We start from the raw sequence: 20266 nt of genomic DNA, 5'->3' as shown, positions 1-20266 counted from the left end.
TTCAGTTCCTTGTCAGTTGGGACGTTCGTCGACTGGCAGCCAGATCTCCACGCCGCCGTTGCCGGTGTGCTCATCGAATCGGGCGTCGTAGCATTCCAGATCCGGTGCATCGGCAAGGCTGAGGTTGGACGCAGGAAGATAATGATCCAGCAGCCAGAACCAGGTCGAGCGGATGGTCGAGATGTGCGCGCCGTGCCAGGCCACCAGATAGCGACGCGGCGGAATGTGCACACTTTGCCAGTGTGCAGGCACGCTCGGCACCACGCTTGCCGGCAGTGCGGCGATGTAATCGAAGCCGCCATCGTTGTCGCTGTTGCAGCACACACCGAAGCTGATCGGTGCGGGCGTCGGCCATTCGCGGTTGAGCTGCGCCCATTGGCCGGGAATCGCGCCGCCACTGTCGCGGCTATGCCGCATGCCGATGCCCACCACCTGGAAAGCGGGCGTGTCGAGCAGCCGCGGCGCTTCACCGCAGGGCGCCGGCGCATCATCCACGCGGATCGCCTGTACCAGCGCCAGCCCATCGGTGCCCTGTTCGCGTACGCGCTCCGGCGTCTGCCCGAACTGTTCACTGAAGGCGCGGGTGAACGCGGCATGGGTGGTATAGCCGGCCCCCAGCGCGACCTGCAGGATGTCGCCCGCACCGTTGGCCAATCGTTGCGCGGCGGCGGTCAGGCGCCGTCCCCGCAGGTAGCGCACCACCGAGGTACCGGTGCGGGCCTGGAACAGGCGTGAAAGATGGAAGGGTGACAGTCCCGCCGCAGCGGCGATATCGGCCAGTGCCAATGGCCGGTCCGCATGGGTCTCGATGTACCACAACGCCTTGCCCGCCGCGCTCATCTGCCTTTCCCCGAATCCAATGCCGGCACAGTAGCGGATCGGCAGGCGCGGCGCTTAGCAGTTCTTGCGCCTGTGCGGCATCAAGCTGTCGTACTGACGTCATGCCTCCTTCACACATCGGGCCGAGACTGCGCGCCTTGTCCAGGCCTGTTGTGTCCGCACAGGTGCTGGCCCTGTCGCGTCCTCCCGGAGCCCTGCTGTGCATCGTTCGAAGCTTTCGCGTTCCATCCTCCTTGCCCTTACCATGGCCAGCGCAGGAGGCGCGATCGCAGCGGAGGCCGATGCGATCGACGCCGCAGGCGGTAGCCGTGCCGTGCCCACCCAGCTCGATGCGATGCTGGTCACCGGTACCCGTGCCTCCAACCGCACCCAGTTCGAAACGCTGGCGCCGGTAGACGTGTTCACCAAGGAAGACATCACGTCCGTTGAATCCACCGACCTGAAGGATGTGCTGGCCCAGCTGGTGCCGTCGTTCGTGGTGCAGCGCCTGCCGATGGCGGACGGCCAAGTGTTCGTGCGTCCGGCCACCCTGCGTGGCCTGTCGCCGGACCAGACCCTGGTGCTGGTCAACGGTCGTCGCTTCCACCGCAGCGCGCTGCTCGGCAACCGTGGCGCGCAGGCCGCCGACCTGGCGCAGATTCCGACCAGTGCAATCAAGCGCATCGAGGTACTGCGTGATGGTGCGTCTGCGCAGTACGGCTCGGACGCCATCGCCGGTGTCATCAACATCATCCTCGAGGATGGTCCGGGCACCGAGATCACCGCCGGCTATTCGCAGTACGCGCAGGGGGACGGTGCCTCGCGCGACTTCAGTGCGCGCACCGGCTGGTCGCTGGGCGACTATGGCAGCCTGGTGCTGTTCGCCGAATCGTCCAACTCCGATGCCACCTCGCGCACCCGCCAGCGCCCCGATGCCATTGCTTTCCAGGCTGCGCATCCGGAGCTGGATGTACCCAACCCGGTGCAGCGCTGGGGCCAACCGGAACTGGAGAGCCGCCGCGTCGGCTTCAACGTCAAGGCCAACGCCAGCGAGACGCTGGAGCTGTATGCGTTCGGCCTTTACAGCCACAGCGATGGCGTCAGCGATTTCAACTGGCGCAACCCGGACACCACCACCGGCGCCTACCGCACCACCGCCATTTTCCCGGGCTGGAACCTGCGTTCGCTGTACCCGGTGGGCTTCAGCCCGCAGTACGGCAACGTCCAGAACGATCTGCAGCTGGTCGGCGGCCTGCGCGGTGAGATCACGCCCAAGCTGCGCTGGGATGTCAGCGCCTCGTACGGCCGCAATGCCATCGACTACAGCCTGAAGAACTCGATCAATGCTTCGCTGGGTCCGGCCAGCCCGACCGCGTTCGAGCTCGGCCGCCTGACCCAGACCGAGAAGAACGCCAACGCCGACGTCAACTACGAGTGGGACGTGGGCGCGCTGTCCAAGCCGATCAACGTCGCCTTCGGTGGCGAGTTCCGCCAGGAGACCTACCAGGTGCGCGCTGGTGATCCGGCCTCGTACGCGGTGGGCCCGGGCGCGGCCGCAGGCCTGGAGGCCAACTCCAATGGCGCACCGGGCTTCTCGGCCAGCCAGGCTGGGCAGTGGAGCCAGCGTAGCAAGGCGGCCTACGTGGATATGGAAGTGCCGCTGGGCGAGCGCTGGAGCATCGGTGCGGCCAGCCGCTACGAGGACTTCTCCAGCTTCGGCAGCACGCTGGACGGAAAGCTGTCGGCGCGCTTCGCGATCACGCCGGACGTGGCCCTGCGCGGCACCGTGTCCACCGGCTTCCGTGCGCCGACACCCGCACAGCTCAACACCACCAGCACCACCCAGGGGCTGGACACGCGCACGCTGCAGATCTTCACCAGTGGCCGCCTGTCGCCGAACGATCCGCTGGCGCAGCAGCTCGGTGCCAGGCCGCTGAAGCCGGAGGAATCGCGTACCGCATCGCTGGGCCTGACCTGGCGCACCGACCTGGGCCTGTCCGGTTCGGTGGACGTCTACCAGATCAAGCTCACCGACCGCTTCAGCCAGTCGGCCAGCTTCGCCATTCCGGCCGGTACTCCCAACCCGCTGGGCTATACCTCGGTGAACTACTTCACCAACGACTTCGATACCACCACCACCGGCGTGGACGTGGTCGGCAATTACCTGCGCGATCTTGGCGCAGGCCGCATGACGTTGACCCTGGCCTACAACTACAACCGCACCCGCGTGGACAACGGCAGCACCTCGGTGGCCACCAACGAAACCCAGCGCGTGCTGTTTGAAGACCGCCTGCCCGAGCACAAGGGCAGCCTCACCGGCAGCTGGGATGTCGGCGCCTGGTCGCTGATGGCGCGCATGCGCTACTACGGTGCCTGGACCGACTCCAGCGGCAACGCGGTCGGCGACATCTACCAGCGCTTCAGTGCGATGAGCTTCCTCGACCTCGCGGTGGGCTATCGCATCAACGAACACCACAGCCTTCGCGTCGGCGCCGACAACGTACTGGATCGCTACCCGGATGAGGCCGTGTTCCAGGCCAGCCGCGGCCTGATCTACTCGCGTAATGCACCGTATGACACCGACGGTGCCAACCTGTACGCACAGTACCGGTTGAGCTTCTGATGGACCCGGCCCGCCGCTCCCTGTTGCGTGCCGGCACCCTGCTGCCCGCCGCAGCCGCCCTGTCTTCACTGCCGGCCAAGGCGTCCGCGCGTTACGCTGCGCCCATGCAGATTCCCGCAACGACCGCGGCGCCGGACGTGCTGGCCCGCGATGAAGGCTACTGGGCCGCCGTGGCCAGCCACTTCGACATCACCGATGAAGTGAACCACCTGGAGAACGGCTACTGGGGCGCGATGGGCCGCGAGACGCTGGCCAGCTATCAGCGCCATACCGCCGAGGTGAACCGTGGCAATGCCTGGTATGGGCGCCGCGCGTTTCCGGCGCAGTACATGACGGTACAGCGGCAGGTGGCCGAGCTGCTGGGTGTGGGTGCGGATGAGATCGCACTGACTCGGGGTGCCACCGAGGCGATGCTGGCGTTGATTGGCGGCTACAACCGCCTGCAGCCCGGCGACCAGGTGCTGTATGCCGACATCGACTACGACAGCATGATCGGCGCGATGCGCTGGCTGCAGCAGCGCCGTGGCGTGCAAGTCGAGCGCATCGGGCTGCCGGCGGTGCCCGACCACGCGCAGATCCTGCAGGCCTACGAGGCCGCGTTCGCGCGGCTGCCACGCCTGAAACTGGTGCTGCTGACCCAGGTCAGCCATCGCCACGGGCTGGTGCTGCCGGTGGCGGAGATCGCCGAGCGTGCGCGCGCACGCGGTATCGATGTGATCGTCGATGCTGCGCATGGGTTTGGCCAGATCGACTACGCGGTGCCACAGCTGAAGGCCGATTTCGTTGGAATCAACCTGCACAAATGGATCGGTGCGCCGGTCGGCGTCGGCGCGATGTATGTGCGCAGGGGCCGCGTTGCGGACCTCGACCCGTACATGGGCGAGACCGACGACGGCCGCGTGGGCAGCCGCGTACACACCGGCACGGTCAACTTCGCCGCCTACCTGGCACTGCCTGAAGCGATCGCGCTGCACCAGCGCATCGGCGTGGCCAACAAGCAGGCGCGCCTGCGCTACCTGCGCGAGCGCTGGACGCTGCCGGCACGGCAGATGGCGCATATTGAAGTGCTGTCTTCGCCGGATCCGGCGCTGGCCAGCGCATTGGCCAGCTTCCGTTTGCGTGGGCGCACCAGCGTGGCAGACAACATGGCGCTGCAGAAGCGCCTGCTGGACGAGCATCGCGTGTTCACCACGCATCGCGACGGGTTGGACTCCGGCGCCTGCGTGCGGGTGACGCCGTCGGTGTTCACCCGGCCGCAGCAGATGGATGCGCTGGTGCAGGCGCTCTCCGCCCTGGCCTGACCCTGCTTTGGTAGGTGCCAACCTTGGTTGGCACATTCCAACCGTGCCGGGGAATCTTCCGCCGGCCAGCGGCCGGCACTACCGATCCTCCTCCAGCCTGGTGGGTGCCGACCGTTGGTCGGCACATTCCATTCCACGATCTACGTCCGATCTGGTGGGTGCCAACCTTGGTTGGCACATTCCAACCGTGCTGAGGAATCTTCCGCCGGCCAGCGGCCGGCACTACCGATCGGGTGGGGGGCTACCGCTCGATCGCCGGCAACGCATCCGACAACAACAACCGGTCAATCCGCCGCAGCGCACTTTCCAGCTGCCGTCGGTCTGCGGCCAGCCCCAGCGACAACCGCACGCCGTACTGGTGCGAGACCCCCGGCGGGCAGAACGCCGATGACGGCGCAATCGCCAGCCCCTGTAGCTGTGCGGTACGCACCAGCGTGGCGTCGGTCCACGGCGCCGGTATCCGGCACCACGCATGCAGGCCTTCCGCGCGCTGCAGCAGCGACGGTGCCAGCAGGTAGCGCGCCATGCGCGTGCGCTCGCGTGCCTCGGTGCGCACCTGGGCCAGCAGCGACTGGGCCGAACCATCCAGCAGCAGTTGGCTGGCCAACGCCGAGACCAGCGGATGCCCCATCAGTCGCGTCGCCCGCAACGCCGCCGTCATCGCCTCGGCATGCGCCGCGCTCGGGCAGCGCACGAACGCGGTGCGCAGGCCGGGGCTGATCACCTTGGACAGCGTCGCCACGTAGAACACATGACGCGGTGCCAGTGCCGCCAGCGGTGTAGGTGCATCTTCGGCAAGGTGCCAGTACGGATCATCCTCGATCGCCAGCAGGCCTTCGCTCTCCAGCACCCGCGCCAGCGCCTCGCGCCGCTGCAAGGGCAGCGTCAGCGCGGTCGGGTTCTGGCAGGTGGGGTTGAGATAGACCAGCCGTGCTCCGCTACTACGTGCCTGCCGCAGCAGCGCTTCAGGACACATGCCGTGCTCGTCGCCGTCCACCGGCAGCAGCCGCCGACCCAGTGCGGCGGCGGCCTGCAGCAGGCCCGGGTAGACCAGCGCATCGCAGAGGATCGTATCGCCATCGCGGCCCTGGCTGACCAGGATCGCGGCCAGCGCCACCTGTGCGCCTTCGGTCAGCAGCAGGCAGTTGTCAGCCACGACGCCCAGCATCGGCTGCAGCCAGCGCGCCGCGGCATGGCGATCAGTGGGGTTGCCGCCCCCCAAGTGATAGGTCATCAGGTTCGGTGCGTTGCTGCGCGCAAGCACGGCGGCGGCGCCGCGACGCAGCGTCTCCGCCAGCGCGTCGGCATCAGGCACCGGCGGCACGTTCATGCTCAGGTCCACCGCCTGGTCGAAGCCGGCCTTGGGCGGTGCGATGAAACTGCCTTGTGGCCCGCGCGCTTCGATCAGGCCGCGCTTGCGTGCTTCATCGAAGGCGCGGGTGACCGTGGTCAGGTCGACGCCGAGCTGCTGCGCCAACGCGCGCTGCGAGGGCAGGCGCTGTCCGGGTGCGAGGCCGCCACGACGCACCGTGCGTTCCAGCGAATTGACGATGCGCAGGTAGATCGGCCCGTTGTGCGCGAGCACGTCCTGCACCCATTCGCGGGCTGCGACATCCGGTCGCGGCATGTACGGAGCATGTCGGGGCGTATCGTTGCTTCCAACGGCGGGAGCCTGTCCATAACCATCGGTCGGTTCGGACAGGTGACCGCCGTTGTTGTTTGCGGCGGCCACGTCGGCCAGCGTCAGTGATGTCATTGCGCGTCCTCAGCGCTTGGCCTGCCAGGGGCAGTAGCAGCCCACGGCAAGCAGTCCTTTCGGGCGTACGGTCTCACCACGTACCAGCTTGTCCAGCAGCGGTTCGACGAAACTGTTGGCCGAGTTGCAGACCATGCCGATGCTGTACGGGCCGGCGTAGGCCAGATGGCCGTGCCGGTCCCAGATCGCCACGGCAGGGCTGGCCGGGATGTGCTCGATGCCGTCGATGGACGGCAGGTTGATCACCTTGTTGCGCAGCGGCTCGGGCAGTTCGCCCTGCGTGCCAGGGCGACGGATCGCGTAGAAGTCGATGCCGGCGCGGCGGTACATGCTGATCAGGTAGCTCAGGTGGGCACCGGTCTCGCGGTTGCACACCCCGCAGGCCGGGTCCCAGAAATGCACCACGCGGATGCGGCCGGTATCTCCGGCCAGATCGGCTGGCAGGCGCAGTTGCGAGTCGTCGAAGACGATGGCCTGTTCGGTGAACGTGGATTGCGCGCTGTAGCCGAAGTACTGCCACAGTGCAGCCGCCACGCCTGCCATGAACAGGCAGGCGAGGGCGATCATCGTCGGCAGCAGCCAGCGGCGGCGCGGCGCGGCTGCGCCCATCAGGAGTCTTCCCGGCCGAACTTGTGCACGTACTGCTTGCGCATCTCGCGGCAGGAATCGGCCTGGGCGCGGCGCTGGATCTCGCTACGCGACGGATCCTCGCTGCGCTGCACGCACTGCTCGATGGCGTGGCGCTCGGCGGCCTGCACGTCCACGGTCTGCGGCTGCAGGCAGACCCAGGCCAGCGCGGCCAGCATCAGCACTACAAAGCCACCGCACCCGGCCATCACCAGGTGGAACTTCAGTTTCTCGGCGCGCATCGATGCACGTCCCTTCATCCATACATTGCATACAAAATATCATCTTGTATGGATGTCGTGCCATGCACCCGGTTCAGACGATGGCGTTATGCCGTGCCTCGGGGGCCTCAGACAGGATCTCGTTCAGCTTGGCCAGCGCCCCGGCCAGCGCACCCTGGTCAACCGCGCCGCCCAGTGACAGGCGGATGGCGTTGCCCGGCGGCGGCTCTTCCACGCTGAAGGCATCGGAGCTGGCGATGCCCAGGCCCTGCTCCTGTGCCGCCTGGATCAGCCGGTACTGGTCCAGCCGTGGCGGTAGCGGCAGCCACACATGCAGGCCGGCCGGATGCGCCTGGGCACGGGACGGAAGGTATTGCGCGGCAATCGCCTGGCGCTCGCGCAGCTCCTGCTGGAAGCGCTGCACCATGTCCTGGGCCTGGCCGCTGCGGATCCACTGCGAGGCTACCGCCACCATCGACTGGGTCGGCATCAGGGCGATCGCGCGCAGGGCGTCCAGCACCGGTTCCATCGGTTCGCCGGCCGGCACCACCAGGTAGGCGGTGCGCAGGCCGGGCGCCAGGCACTTGGACAGGGTGGAGATGTAGTAGACCGGGCAGCCGGCGTCGCGATGGGCGGCCAGCGGCGGCGCGGCGTCACCGGCCAGCAACCAGTAGGGATCGTCTTCGATCACGGTCAGATCGTGGCGCTTCGCCACCGCCAGCAGGGCCTGCCGGCGGTGTGCCGACATTGTCGCGGTGGTCGGGTTCTGGATGGTCGGCACCAGGTACAGCAGGCGCGGGCGGCGTAGCTGGCAGGCTTCTTCCAAGGCGTCGGGCAGCATGCCCTCGGCGTCCATCGCCACCGGCATCACGCCCCGCTGCAGCACGCGCGCGGCGGCCAGCAGGCCCGGGTAGGTCAGCTGTTCGGCGGCGATCAGCTCGCCTGGCTGGGTACGGGCCAGGATCAGCGCGCACAGCGCGGTCTGCGCGCCGGGGCAGATCACTACCTGGTCGGCGACGACCGTACCCAGCATCGGTGCCAGCCACTGTACGGCGGCGGCGCGGTCCTCGCGGGTGCCGGCGCCGACGTGGTAGCTCATCAGTTCGCCCTGGCCCAGCTGCTGGCCCACGTGCTGGAAGCCGGCCTCCATGCCCTGCGCGAACGGCGCGCTGCCCAGCAGCGGCGGGATGTTCATGCTCAGGTCGACCGAGGTGCTGCGGTTGCCGGCCGACAGCGCGATGAAGGTGCCGCCCGCGCCCTGCGCGTCGAGCAGGCCGGCCTGGCGCAGTTCGGCAAAGGCGCGGGTGACCGTGGTCAGGTCCACGCCCACCTGCTGGGCCAGGTCGCGCTGCGGCGGCAGGCGGTCGCCCGGGCGCAGCACGCCGTCATCCACCGCCTCGCGCACCTGCTGGGCAATCTGCAGGTACAGCGGGCCGGCGCCCTCGCGGAAGGGGCGGACCCAGGTGCGATTGGGATGTTTCAGGCGGCGGCCGGCGGCAGGTGGCGTCATCGGTCAGATCTTTCCATACGTGCAGATGCACAAGTCCATACAATGATGTATCTTGTATGGGCTTGATTGGAGTGGTTCGCCTGCTTGTAGGCGACCTCGTACCCACAGTGTAGCCGCTCCACGCCCGGGCGCTGCGCGCAGGCGAGCCGGTCAAGCGCGCTTCTTCAACAGGGTTGACCTCCAATGAATATCTGCTGGAACCGCATCCGCCTGGCGCTGGTCGCCCTGGCCTGCGTCGGCCTGTCGGGCTGTGACTGGGTGCTGCTGGATTCGAAGGGCATGGTCGGGCTCGCCCAGCGCGACCTGATCCTGATCTGCATCGGCCTGATGCTGATCGTGGTGATACCGGCCATCGTGCTGACCTTCGTGTTCGCGTGGCGCTACCGCGCCGGCAACACCAAAGCGAAATACACGCCGGACTGGTCGCACTCCACCAAGGTGGAGATCGTGGTCTGGGGCGTGCCGCTGATCATCATCGCGGTGCTGGCGGTGATCGTGTGGAAGTCGACCCACGAGCTGGACCCCTACAAGCCGCTGGACGTGGCTGGCGAACCGCTGCACGTGGACGTGATCGCCACCGACTGGAAGTGGGTGTTCGTGTACCCGGACCTGGGCATCGCCACGGTCAACCAGCTCAACTTCCCGGCCAATCGTCCGCTGGCATTCAACATCACCTCCAATTCGACGATGAATACCTTCTTCATCCCGCAGCTGGGTGGGCAGATCTACGCGATGGCCGGCATGCGCACGCAGCTGCACCTGATCGCCAACGAACCCGGCCAGTTCCGTGGCATGTCCGGCAACTACAGCGGGCATGGCTTCTCGAACATGAAGTTCATCGCCACTGCCAGCAGCAACGAAGACTTCGAGCGCTGGGTGGCCGAAGTGCGCAGCGCGCCCGACGCGCTCAGCTTCACGCAGTTCAAGGCGCTGGCCGCGCCGTCGAAGAACGCACCGGTGCAGCACTTCTCCAGTGTTGAACCGCTGCTGTTCAAGAAGGTCATCGACCAGTTCATCGGCGTCGGTGAGAACACCGCAGCTGCTACCCCGGCGGGCGCTGCCGGCGGTGCCCAGGTTTCCCAGGAGTAACGAACATGTTGGGTAAATTGACGTGGGAGGCCGTGCCGCTGCACGAGCCGATCGTCGTGGTCACATTGGCGGCCATGGCGCTGGGTGGCCTCGCGCTGCTCGGCGCGGTGACGTACTTCAAGCTGTGGGGCCCGCTGTGGCGTGACTGGTTCACCACCGTGGACCACAAGAAGATCGGCATCATGTACGTGGTGGTGGCGCTGGTCATGCTGGTGCGCGGCTTCGCCGATGCGCTGATGATGCGCGCGCAGCTGGCCGCGGCCGGACCAGGCAGTGACGGTTTCCTGCCGCCCGAGCACTACGACCAGATCTTCACCGCACACGGCGTGATCATGATCTTCTTCGTGGCCACCCCGTTCGTGGTCGGCCTGATGAACATCATCGTGCCGCTGCAGATTGGTGCGCGCGACATGGCGTTCCCGTTCCTCAACGCCTTCAGCTTCTGGATCTTCGTGGTCGGCGCAGCGCTGATGATGATCTCGCTGGGCGTCGGCGAATTCGCCATGACCGGCTGGGTCGCCTATCCGCCGCTGTCGGGCATCGAGTTCAGTCCAGGCGTGGGTGTCGACTACTACATCTGGGCCTTGCAGGCGTCCGGCATCGGTACGTTGCTGACCGGCGTCAACCTGTTCATCACCATCCTGCGCATGCGTGCGCCGGGCATGACGTTGATGAAGATGCCGGTGTTCACCTGGACCGTGCTGGTCACCAGCGTGATCATCATCGCCGCCTTCCCGATCCTGACCGTGGCGCTGGGTGCGCTCACCCTGGATCGCTACCTGGACTTCAACTTCTACACCAACACATTGGGTGGCAACCCGATGATGTACGTGAACCTGGTGTGGGCCTGGGGCCATCCGGAGGTGTACATCCTGGTGCTGCCGGCGTTCGGCATCTTCTCTGAAGTGACCGCCACGTTCGCGCGCAAGAAGCTGTTCGGCTACAAGTCGATGGTCGGCGCCACGCTGGCGATCGGCATCCTGTCGTTCATCGTCTGGCTGCACCACTTCTTCACCATGGGTTCCGGTGCCAGCGTCAATGCCTTCTTCGGCATCATGACGATGATCATCGCCATTCCCACCGGCGTGAAGATCTTCACCTGGTTGTTCACCATGTATGGTGGCCGCGTCGAGTTCAGCGTGCCGATGCTGTGGACCATCGCCTTCCTGGTCACCTTCACCATCGGTGGCATGACCGGCGTGCTGCTGGCCATCCCGGGCGCGGACTTCCTGCTGCACAACAGCCTGTTCCTGGTTGCCCACTTCCACAACACCATCATCGGTGGCGCGCTGTTCGGCTACCTGGCCGGCTTCGCCTACTGGTTCCCGAAGGTGTTCGGCTTCACCCTCAACGAGCGCCTGGGCAAGTGGTCGTTCGCCTGCTGGGTGATCGGCTTCTACCTGGCCTTCATGCCGCTGTACATGCTGGGCTTCATGGGCATGACCCGTCGCATGAACCAGTACGACAACCCGGCGTGGACGCCGTACCTGATCGCCGCCTTCATCGGCGCGCTGTTCGTGTTCGCGGGCATCATCCTGATGCTGGTGCAGATCTACGTGAGCGTTCGCGACCGCAAGCGCAACCTGGACCTGACCGGCGACCCGTGGAATGCGCGCACGCTGGAATGGGCCACGCCGTCGCCGCCGCCGTTCTACAACTTCGCGGTGGTGCCCAAGGCCGATGAGCTGGACGCCTTCCACGAAGCGAAGAAGCGCGGCCTGCCGCCGCCGCCGAAGAAGTACGCACCGATCCACATGCCGAAGAACACCGGCGTGCCGCTGATCCTCAACATCTGGATCCTGGTGCTGTGCTTCGCCCTGGTCTGGCACATCTGGTGGATGGCCGCGGCCAGCTTCATCGCGATGATCGTGACCCTGATCGTGCGGTCCTACGACGAGGACGTGGACTACTACGTCAGTTCCGAAGAGGTGGCGCGCACTGAAGCGGCCAACCTTGCCAAGCTGAAGGAGATACGCGCATGAACCTGTTGACCCGCCCCGAGCTGGCCACCGGCACGCAGGCACACGAGGACCACCACGAACACGACCACAGCCATGAGCAGGGCGGCATGAAGGTGTTCGGCATGTGGGTCTACCTCATGTCCGACCTGGTGCTGTTCGGTTCGCTGTTCGCCTCGTACGCGGTGCTCAGCACCGCCTACGCCGGCGGCCCCACCGGCAAGGAGCTGTTCTCGCTGCCGTTCGTGATGGCCGAGACCTTCCTGCTGCTGGTCTCCAGCATCACCTACGGCCAGGCCGTACTGGCGATGCACCGCCACGACACCTCGGCGGTGCTGCGCTGGCTGGGCGTGACCTTCGTGCTCGGTGCCTCGTTCATCGGCATGGAGATCTATGAGTTCTCGCACCTGATCCACGAAGGCGCAGGCCCCAGCACCAGTGCCTACCTGTCGGCGTTCTTCGCGCTGGTCGCCACCCACGGCCTGCACGTGGCCAGCGGCCTGATCTGGATGGCGGTGGTCATGCACCAGGTCTACCGCCGTGGCCTGACCCCGACCAACATCACCCGCGTGTCGTGCCTGAGCCTGTTCTGGCACTTCTTGGACCTGGTGTGGATCTGCGTCTTCACCTTCGTCTACCTGATCGGAGCCTTCTGACATGGCCCACGTCGAAACCTCGCGCGCCGGCAATGCGCACGGCTCCACCAAGTCCTACCTGATCGGCTTCGTGCTGTGCGCGCTGCTGACCGTGGTGCCGTTCGCGCTGGTGATGAACCCGGTGCTGTCGCGTCCGCTCACGCTGTTCCTGCTGGTCGGCTTCGCGGTGGCGCAGATCCTGGTGCAGCTGGTCTATTTCCTGCACATGGACCGCAAGTCCGAAGGTGGCTGGAACCTAGCTAGCTTCGTGTTCACCCTGGTGATCCTGTTCATCATCGTCGCGCTGTCGGTATGGATCATCTGGAGCATGCACTACCACATGATGATCAACTGACCGTGGCCGGAGTGATCGGCACGGATCGCGCGATCACCCCGGCACCTCAGCCCTCTTTTCCCCCAAGGGCAGGCCTGACCGAGACCCCGCCCGCATCTGCGTTGGTGGTACCCGTGAAGCGTCCTGCTGCTGTTGTCCGTTCGTTGTTCTCTCCCCGTTTCCGCCTGCCGCTGCTGGCAGGCCTGGCCATCGGCCTGCTGGCCGGCTGCAGTGCGCAGTCGCGCATGGACTTCTATTCCAAGGACATCGCCTGCGAAGAACTTGGCCAGCAGTGGTCGATGCCCGACAGCCACGGCACCATGCGCGGCCCGAAGGACCTGCAGGGGCAGGTGACCTATCTGTTCTTCGGTTTCACCAGCTGCCCGGATGTGTGCCCGACCACCATGGTCGAGTTGAGCCAGGTGAAGCACCTGATGGGCAAGGATGCCGACCAGCTGCAGGTCGTGTTCGTCAGCGTCGACCCGGCGCGTGATACGCCGGAGGTGGCGCGCACCTATGTGGAAGCCTTCGACCCCAAGGCGATCGCACTGGTCGGCAACGAAGCGCAGTTGGCCGCGATGGCCAGCGACTTCAAGGCGTTCTACGAGAAGGAACCCGGCCAGGTGCCGGAGACCTACACCATGAGCCACATCGCCGGTGGCTACGTGTTCGACCGCCAGGGCCGCCTGCGCCTGTTCGCGCCCTATGGCATGCCGGTGGACAAGCTGTTCTCCGACGTGCAGCGCCTGCTGCTGGAGCCCGCTCATCCAGCCGCCGGCAACGACGCACTGGCCAGCTGCAGCCGCAAACACAGCGACACACTCGCCGCCCGCTGACGCTGGTGGGTGCCAACCTTGGTTGGCACGTCTGGATCTGCTGTTGGTGGGTGCCGACCGTTGGTCGGCACATCCCCCCACACCCATCCCCCGGCCGGCCAGGAGAGCCAACCGGCCGGGGGCACCACTCAACGCCTTACTTGGTTTCTTCCCACTGCACCACGTCCGGCTCGGCGGCCTTGATGCCGGCGGTCGACAGCAGCTTGGTGGTCGCATCCAGCGCCGCGTTCACCGACGGGTACTCCACAATCGCGCGGCCCGAGGCCTTGGATACCTTCACCACGGTGCCGCCGGTGGCGGTGGCCGCACGCTGGGCCGAGGCCGCATCGGTGAAGAACACCTTGACCCGCGAGGTCGCCACTACCGGCGCGCCATCGTTGGAGACAGCGGCCGCAAACTTGCTGGCGCCGGCATCCGCACGTGCGGCCACACCGGTAGACGCATCGGTGGACCGCTTGCTGCGGGTACCGACGGCCGCCGCCCTGGCATCAGCCCCGGTCGTGATCCGGAACTGGCCGCCGCTGGCCGGCTGCACGGTTGCCGACGGCGCCAGCTGGAAGCGCGCGCCGCCCACATTGAACGAACGGCCGGTGGCCTCCGCCTTCAACTGCTGCGTGTCTACGGTCGACAAGGTCTTCGCCGGAGGTGTCTGGCCCGAACTCTGTGCCCAGGCGGTGGTGGTCATCGCCGCGAGGGCGAGGGTGCTCAACAGAATGGTCGTCTTCATCATCAGTGCCCCAGAACGCGGATCTTGAAGAATTCGAGGTTGCCACGCGATGCAGCGTTCGCGGCCTGCCCCAGGTCGGTGACTTCCAGCGTCCAGGTGCCCGTGGCGTTCTCATCCAGGAAGGCATTGCTGGACAGCAGGTCCCAGTTGGTGAAGTTGCGCTGGACACCATTGAGGCCAGAGCCGATCGCGGTGAATGCCGGCTGCACCACGCTGCGCGTGCCACTGGGCGAGACCAGCACGAACTGCAGCTGGCGGGTGTTGCTGTGATTGACCCGGAAGCCCAGCTGCACGCTTTCGATGTTGCGCGCGCCATTGGCCAGCTGGAAGGTCAGGCGTGCAGCAGCGGCCGAGGTATTGCCGATGGCCACGGTGCGCGTCGTGTTGCGCCAGCCGCTGTCCACCAATGCACCCAGCGACTGGAAGTTCTCGGCGACCTCTACTGCACGGGCGGCGTTGACCACGCCGAAGCCGTACCAGTTGCTGTAGGCGCGGCCGGCGGCATTCACCGTCCAACCCGGCACCAGCACGCGGCCATCGGAGTGCGTGACCGCCGCCCGGTTCGGGTCATTGCGGGTGGCCGTGGTGGCCAGGATGTACTTCACATCGCGGTAGGACAGGTTTGGATTGGTTTCCAGCAGCAGTGCCGCCACGCCCGACACCATCGGCGTGGCCGCCGAGGTACCGTTCATCTTGCCGGTGTAGTTGCAGGTGCTGTCGATGGCGGACTGGTCGCCGTCCAATGTGTTGCGCAGGCTCGTATTCTTGTTGCTGCCCTGCGCGCAGCCGGTGACGTCGGTGGTGAGGATGGCCGGATCGTAGCGGATCGCCAGCTGGCCCGGCACGACCTGCCGCTGCCAGCCATTCTCGCCGCCGAAGCCGGACACCCACAGCGCCGAGCCGGTGGACGAGTAGGACGAGCGCACGCCATCGGCGCGCACGGCGGCAACGGTGATCACGTTGAACAGGTTGTTGCGTGGATCGCGGCCGGCTGGAATGCAACCGGTGTTGCGGTTCTTGGTGTCTGCCGAGCAGATGTCGGTGCCATCCGAGCGTGCGCCGTTGTTGTGGTTGTTGCCGGCGGCTTTCACGTAGATGCCACCGCGCCCGCCACGGGTGCCGGACATGGCCTGCTCATAGGCGGTGATGTCGTTCTGGCTGTAGGCCAACGGCAGGTTGGGGTTGCCCGGGCTGGAGCCCCAGCTGTTGTTGAAGACCCCCACGTCGGCCACTTCGGCGCCATCCCACCACGAGTACTCGATGTTGGAATTCGAATTGCCCTGGGCATTGGATGCCAGAAAATTGAAGCCCTTGAGTGTGGCCGCCGAGGCCACGCCGCGCACGCCCAGGTTGTTGGCGCCCACCGCACCGGCGATGCCGCCGACCATGGTGCCGTGATTGTCGCGGTCCGGATTGGACGGTGAAGGGTTGTTGCTCTGGTTGGCGAAGTTCTTGCCCGCGACCGCCGCCACGTTGGCAGCCAGGTCCGGGTGGGCGATCTGCAGGCCATCATCGACGATGGCGATGGTGACGCCCTGGCCACGGATGCCATTGCGGAACAGGCCATCCACGTTGAGATCGTTGCCGGCCACCGGCAGGGTATCGCCCAGTACAGCCTGCCCGGTGTTGAGCAGATGCCACTGACGCCCGGCCAGCGGATCGGCCTGCTGGGCCTGGGCGGTGACGGCCAAGCTGCCCAGCACCAGGGCAGTGGCAAGGGCCAGGCGCGCGGAGCGCGGTGGCGCGGAGCGTTGCGTGTGTCGCTTCATACACGAATCCTTCTGTTGTGAATCGGCATGGCAGGACGGCGGGGCGGATCTGCCCCATCGCAACGAGCCAAACGCGACACAACGAACAACCCCCTACCTCTTCACACACCCAATCTGCAGATGTGCCGATTGCGTCACAAACGCTTATGCCGCGGGGTAATGACGACTGCGCGTTCCTGTAGAGCCGAGCCCATGCTCGGCTGATCGGACGGTCCCGTGTGTAAAGCAGCCGAGCATGGGCTCGGCTCTACACAAGCAGTGTCATCGCGCGCCCTCACATCCGGCTGTGCTACTACAGCCCGTGCACCCTTCCGCGTCGGAGCACGATGATGGTCAATCCGCTCGCCCAGGCCCATCGCGGCCTCGGCACCACGCTGTTCAGCCTGTTGAACCCGATACCCTTCGGCTTCTTCGTCGGCGCATTGATCTTCGACGCGATCTATCTCAACAGCGCCGAGGTGATGTGGGGCAAGGCCGCTGCCTGGCTGATCACCTTCGGCCTGCTGATCGCCATCATTCCGCGCCTGATCAACCTGTTCGCGGTCTGGCGCCGCAGCGGTACCGCCACCCGCATCGACCGCATCGACTTCTTCCTCAACCTGGTCGCGGTCGTGCTGGCCATCTGGAACGCGTTCGTGCACAGCCGCGATGCGTATGCCGTTGCCGTGCCGGGTACGATCCTGTCGGCGCTGACCGTGGCCTTGATCGCCCTGGGCCTGATCCTGCTGTCCCTGCAGCCGCCGGTGCTGCAGGGAGGTCGTCATGGCTAAGCACATCCTGCCCACCGTGGCTGCGCTGGCACTGGCCGTCACCCTGTCGGCCTGCGCGGGCAAGGCCGAATACCACCCCGCTGACCAGTCCGGCGCACAGCCGCCGTTGCCGGCACCGAAGAACTTCCTGATGCCGCCGATGCAGGTGCCACGCGGCGTGGGCTGGGCCGATGGCCAGTCGCCCACGGTAGCCGAGGGCCTGAAGATCGAGCGCATCGCCGCCAACCTGCAACATCCGCGGCGCCTGCTGACCCTGCCCAACGGCGATGTGCTGGTGGTGGAGGGCAATGGCCCCGGTGAGGAACCGGTGACCACACCCAAGCAGTGGATCGCTGGCAAGGTGAAGGCGCGCTCGGGCAAGGCCGGCAAGGGCGGCAACCGGGTCACCCTGCTGCGCCGCACGCCGGGAACGAACACTTGGGTCCAGCACGTCTACATCGAAGGCCTGCATTCGCCGTTCGGCATCCAGCTGATCGGTGACACGCTGTACGTGGCCAACACCGGCAACATCATGCAGTACCACTACGTGCCCGGCGAAACCCGTATGTCCGACAAGGGCCGCGAGTTCACCGACCTGCCCAGCACCATCAACCACCACTGGACCAAGGAACTGCTGGCCAGCCGCGATGGCCGCAAGCTGTACGTGGGCGTGGGTTCCAACAGCAACATCACCGAGAATGGCCTGGCCGTGGAATACCGCCGCGCGGTGGTGCTGGAAGTGGACGTGGCCACCCGTGGCAGCCGCATCTTCGCCTCGGGCATCCGCAACCCGACCGGCCTGGACTGGGAGCCGAGCACCGGAGAGTTGTGGGCTGTTGCGAACGAACGCGATGAGATCGGTGCCGACCTGGTGCCGGACTACCTCACCTCGGTGAAGGAGGATGGCTTCTACGGTTGGCCCTACAGTTACTACGGCCAGCACGTGGACGAGCGCGTGCAGCCGCAGCGCCCGGACCTGGTGGCCAAGGCGATCGTGCCGGACTACGCCATCGGCTCGCACGTGGCACCGCTGGGCCTGCTGTTCTACACCGGCCAGGCACTGCCGGCGCAGTACCACGGCGGCGCCTTCATCGGCGAGCACGGCAGCTGGGACCGCTCGCCGCTGAGCGGGTACGAAGTGGTCTACGTACCGTTCAAGGACGGCAAGCCGACCGGGCGGCCACAGACCGTGGTCAGCGGCTTCGCCTCGAAGGACGAGAAGACCTTGATGGGTGCACCGGTGGGCATGGCGATGGACGCCGAAGGCGCGCTGCTGGTCGCCGACGACGTGGGCGACGTGGTGTGGCGGGTGTCGGCCAAGTAGTTCTGTAGAGCCGAGCCCATGCTCGGCTGCTCTTCGTTCGGTGCACGGAAACCCGCGCGGTGCGCGCGTAAGCCGAGCATGGGCTCGGCTCTACAGTTCCGCAGTACTGCTGCGGAACCCGCTGAACACCGACTCGGCAGCAAACCCGACGCCGCCCAGCAGCACGCCGAAATACACCACCGTGGCCACCACGAAGCCGTAACCGGCCGCCACCGCCGCGCCATCGCGCTGGATGAAGCCGATTGCAAAGGCCATCAGCGCCAGCGCCGGCAGCGTGTTGCTGAAAGGAATCGGTCCGGCGGGCGCCATCAGCAGCAGGGTCGCGAACACCAGCATCAGGTTGTTCAGGCGCATCATCTTCTTCGAGCGCACCATCACCGCCAGCCGCATCGGCCGCGACAGCCGCTCCATGCGGTGCACCCACTTCAGCGCACGGCCCAGGTTGGCCTTCAGCTTGTCGGTGGCGATCTCGCGGCGCGCCAGCTTCTGCGGCACCCACAGCGGGCGGTTGCGCACCCGGCTCAGGCCGATCAGCAGGATCGAGGCGCCGAACACGGTGCTCAGCCCCGGAATCGACACCGGAATGATGAAGATGGCCGAGAGCAGGATCACGATCAGCAGCAGGCCTTCATCGCCCAGCGCACTGAGCAGGGTGCCGACGCTGACCTGCTCGCCGGGCAGCTCGTCGATCATCTGCTCGATCTGCTGGGCCAGAGGCGCACTGTCGTTGGTTTCGGGGGCACGGTAGGTCATGCGTCGCAAGGTTCTCCAGGGAAGGGCGGTCAGCGGGCCGTCCTGCGGTGGGGGACGCACAGGCTCCCGCAGTATCCCGGCCAACGTGGGCAAAGAGGTGAACCGGGCATGAGGGGGTAAACTGGCGTGCCCCGCACGAGTTGAACGCAATGGACATGGGCCGCAGGCAATCGACCATCGAACTGGTCGCCATCGACATGGATGGCACCCTGCTGGACCCTAGCCACACGCTCACCGCCCGGGCCAAGCAGGCCATCGCGCAGGCGCGCGCGCTGGGGGTGCACATCGTGCTGACCAGTGGGCGCCCGGTTCCGGGCCTGGCACCGTTCCTGCACGAGCTGGGCATCACCGGCGACGACGACTACTGCATCGCCTGCAATGGCGGCCTGGTGCAGCGCATCGGCACGCGCGAAACCGTGGTCGAGTATCCGCTCAGCTTCGGTGATTTCCTGTTCTGCGAGCAGGTGGCCCGCGAAGTGGGCGTGCACTTCCAGGCGCTGGACAGCCAGCGCATGTACACGCCCAACCAGGACATCAGCTACTACACCGTGGCCGACTCGCATCTTTCGCGGATGCCGCTGTCCTACCGCCGCGTGGAAGACATGGACCCGTCGATGTCCTTCATCAAGCTGATGATGATCGACGCGCCCGACGTGCTGGATGCCGCCATCGCGCGCCTGCCCAGCGAGCTGACCGAGCGCTTCGCGGTGCTGAAGAGCGCACCGTTCTTCCTGGAAGTGTTCGACCGCCGCGCCGGCAAGGGCCCGAGCCTGCAGAAGCTGGCCGAGCACCTGGGCATCGACCGTGCCCACGTGATGGCCATCGGCGACCAGGAGAACGACCTGACCATGCTGCAGTACGCCGGTACCAGCGTGGCGATGGGTAACGCCATTGATGCAGTGAAGGCGGTTGCGCGGTTTGAAACCACCAGCAATGCCGATGACGGCGTGGCGCGGGCGATCGAGCGCTTCGTCCTGCAGTAACCGCGCGGTCAGCTGTCCAGGTAGCTGCCAACCTCATCCGCCCCGGTAGGTGCCAACCTTGGTTGGCACACGCAGACGGCAAGCGCCGGCCAAGGTCGGCCCCGACCACGCCGGGGCTATACCCACGTATAACCCACCCATCCCTATCGCCATTCGCGCTGTACCACCGCGCAATGGCGAATGCGGCAGCGCGATGCAAGAATTTCGCACGTCGAAATCACGCCATCGAATTCTGAGGCAGAGGATCGTCTT

The 20266-nt window shown here is 66.3% G+C and carries 18 protein-coding genes; 10 read left to right on the top strand and 8 right to left on the bottom strand.

The window, feature by feature from the left end:
- Window positions 1–12: 12 nt before the first annotated feature.
- Complete coding sequence (locus GOC52_RS19305; protein ID WP_191850180.1) at window positions 13–840, bottom strand: AraC family transcriptional regulator; 828 nt, start codon at window positions 838–840, stop codon at window positions 13–15.
- A 199-nt stretch (window positions 841–1039) separates the two neighbouring features.
- On the opposite strand from GOC52_RS19305, the gene GOC52_RS19300 reads away from it, so the two are divergent.
- On the top strand, window positions 1040–3442 hold the full coding sequence (locus GOC52_RS19300) for a TonB-dependent receptor plug domain-containing protein (RefSeq protein ID WP_191850178.1): 2403 nt from the start codon (window positions 1040–1042) through the stop codon (window positions 3440–3442).
- Complete coding sequence (locus tag GOC52_RS19295; protein ID WP_191850176.1) at window positions 3442–4743, top strand: aminotransferase class V-fold PLP-dependent enzyme; 1302 nt, start codon at window positions 3442–3444, stop codon at window positions 4741–4743. Before GOC52_RS19300 ends, GOC52_RS19295 begins: the two co-directional genes overlap by 1 nt.
- A 241-nt stretch (window positions 4744–4984) precedes the next feature.
- On the opposite strand, the gene GOC52_RS19290 is transcribed toward GOC52_RS19295, so the two are convergent.
- From GOC52_RS19290 to GOC52_RS19275, 4 genes are read right to left on the bottom strand one after another with little or no spacing between them, the layout of a single operon-like run.
- Window positions 4985–6499 carry an aminotransferase-like domain-containing protein gene (locus tag GOC52_RS19290; protein WP_049454013.1) on the bottom strand — a complete coding sequence of 505 codons (1515 nt, stop codon included), beginning with the start codon at window positions 6497–6499 and terminating at the stop codon, window positions 4985–4987.
- Between the two features lie 9 nt (window positions 6500–6508).
- On the bottom strand, window positions 6509–7108 hold the full coding sequence (locus GOC52_RS19285; RefSeq protein WP_049454011.1) for a DUF6436 domain-containing protein: 600 nt from the start codon (window positions 7106–7108) through the stop codon (window positions 6509–6511).
- Complete coding sequence (locus GOC52_RS19280) at window positions 7108–7386, bottom strand: hypothetical protein (RefSeq protein WP_005414763.1); 279 nt, start codon at window positions 7384–7386, stop codon at window positions 7108–7110. The genes GOC52_RS19285 and GOC52_RS19280 overlap by 1 nt, the downstream gene beginning before the upstream one ends.
- Window positions 7387–7441: 55 nt before the next feature.
- On the bottom strand, window positions 7442–8857 hold the full coding sequence (locus GOC52_RS19275) for an aminotransferase-like domain-containing protein (protein ID WP_191850174.1): 1416 nt from the start codon (window positions 8855–8857) through the stop codon (window positions 7442–7444).
- Between the two features lie 183 nt (window positions 8858–9040).
- Here GOC52_RS19275 and cyoA point away from each other — a divergent pair, with 183 nt between their 5' ends.
- From cyoA to GOC52_RS19250, 5 genes are all read left to right on the top strand, one after another.
- A complete protein-coding gene (gene cyoA / locus GOC52_RS19270) occupies window positions 9041–9946 on the top strand; it encodes a ubiquinol oxidase subunit II (RefSeq protein WP_010482114.1) in 906 nt (301 codons plus the stop codon).
- Between the two features lie 5 nt (window positions 9947–9951).
- Window positions 9952–11928, top strand: coding sequence for a cytochrome o ubiquinol oxidase subunit I (cyoB, locus tag GOC52_RS19265; RefSeq protein ID WP_191850172.1), 1977 nt, complete (start codon window positions 9952–9954; stop codon window positions 11926–11928).
- Complete coding sequence (cyoC, locus tag GOC52_RS19260; RefSeq protein WP_010482111.1) at window positions 11925–12560, top strand: cytochrome o ubiquinol oxidase subunit III; 636 nt, start codon at window positions 11925–11927, stop codon at window positions 12558–12560. Before cyoB ends, cyoC begins: the two co-directional genes overlap by 4 nt.
- Before the next feature lies 1 nt (window position 12561).
- The gene (gene cyoD, locus GOC52_RS19255) at window positions 12562–12894 is read left to right on the top strand and encodes a cytochrome o ubiquinol oxidase subunit IV (RefSeq protein WP_005411473.1); all 333 of its coding nucleotides are present in this window, start codon (window positions 12562–12564) and stop codon (window positions 12892–12894) included.
- Window positions 12895–13037: 143 nt separating this feature from the next.
- Window positions 13038–13709 (top strand): SCO family protein, encoded by a 672-nt coding sequence (locus GOC52_RS19250; RefSeq protein ID WP_100446965.1) that lies wholly within the window; start codon window positions 13038–13040, stop codon window positions 13707–13709.
- A gap of 136 nt (window positions 13710–13845) precedes the next feature.
- Here the strand turns inward: GOC52_RS19250 and GOC52_RS19245 are convergent, their stop codons facing one another.
- Together GOC52_RS19245 and GOC52_RS19240 are read right to left on the bottom strand one after the other, a co-directional pair.
- Window positions 13846–14439, bottom strand: coding sequence for a S8 family serine peptidase (locus GOC52_RS19245; protein ID WP_019336322.1), 594 nt, complete (start codon window positions 14437–14439; stop codon window positions 13846–13848).
- The gene (locus GOC52_RS19240; protein ID WP_010482107.1) at window positions 14439–16205 is read right to left on the bottom strand and encodes a S8 family serine peptidase; all 1767 of its coding nucleotides are present in this window, start codon (window positions 16203–16205) and stop codon (window positions 14439–14441) included. Before GOC52_RS19240 ends, GOC52_RS19245 begins: the two co-directional genes overlap by 1 nt.
- A 329-nt stretch (window positions 16206–16534) precedes the next feature.
- On the opposite strand from GOC52_RS19240, the gene GOC52_RS19235 reads away from it, so the two are divergent.
- Window positions 16535–16975, top strand: a complete 441-nt coding sequence (locus tag GOC52_RS19235; RefSeq protein ID WP_049431961.1) for a DUF2231 domain-containing protein — start codon at window positions 16535–16537, stop codon at window positions 16973–16975.
- Window positions 16968–18278, top strand: coding sequence for a PQQ-dependent sugar dehydrogenase (locus GOC52_RS19230; RefSeq protein WP_191850170.1), 1311 nt, complete (start codon window positions 16968–16970; stop codon window positions 18276–18278). Before GOC52_RS19235 ends, GOC52_RS19230 begins: the two co-directional genes overlap by 8 nt.
- 90 nt (window positions 18279–18368) lie before the next feature.
- On the opposite strand, the gene GOC52_RS19225 is transcribed toward GOC52_RS19230, so the two are convergent.
- Window positions 18369–19031 (bottom strand): exopolysaccharide biosynthesis protein, encoded by a 663-nt coding sequence (locus GOC52_RS19225; protein WP_126560868.1) that lies wholly within the window; start codon window positions 19029–19031, stop codon window positions 18369–18371.
- Between the two features lie 149 nt (window positions 19032–19180).
- Between GOC52_RS19225 and yidA the strand changes: the two genes are divergently transcribed.
- Window positions 19181–20014 (top strand): sugar-phosphatase, encoded by an 834-nt coding sequence (gene yidA / locus GOC52_RS19220; RefSeq protein WP_191850168.1) that lies wholly within the window; start codon window positions 19181–19183, stop codon window positions 20012–20014.
- The last annotated feature ends 252 nt before the right edge of the window (window positions 20015–20266 follow it).

Origin of the sequence: Stenotrophomonas sp. SXG-1 (genome assembly GCF_014083965.1) — a bacterium.
Lineage (GTDB): Bacteria > Pseudomonadota > Gammaproteobacteria > Xanthomonadales > Xanthomonadaceae > Stenotrophomonas > Stenotrophomonas geniculata.
The sequence above is the reverse complement of the archived record's forward strand: the minus strand, read 5'-3'. Positions and strand labels throughout refer to the sequence as shown.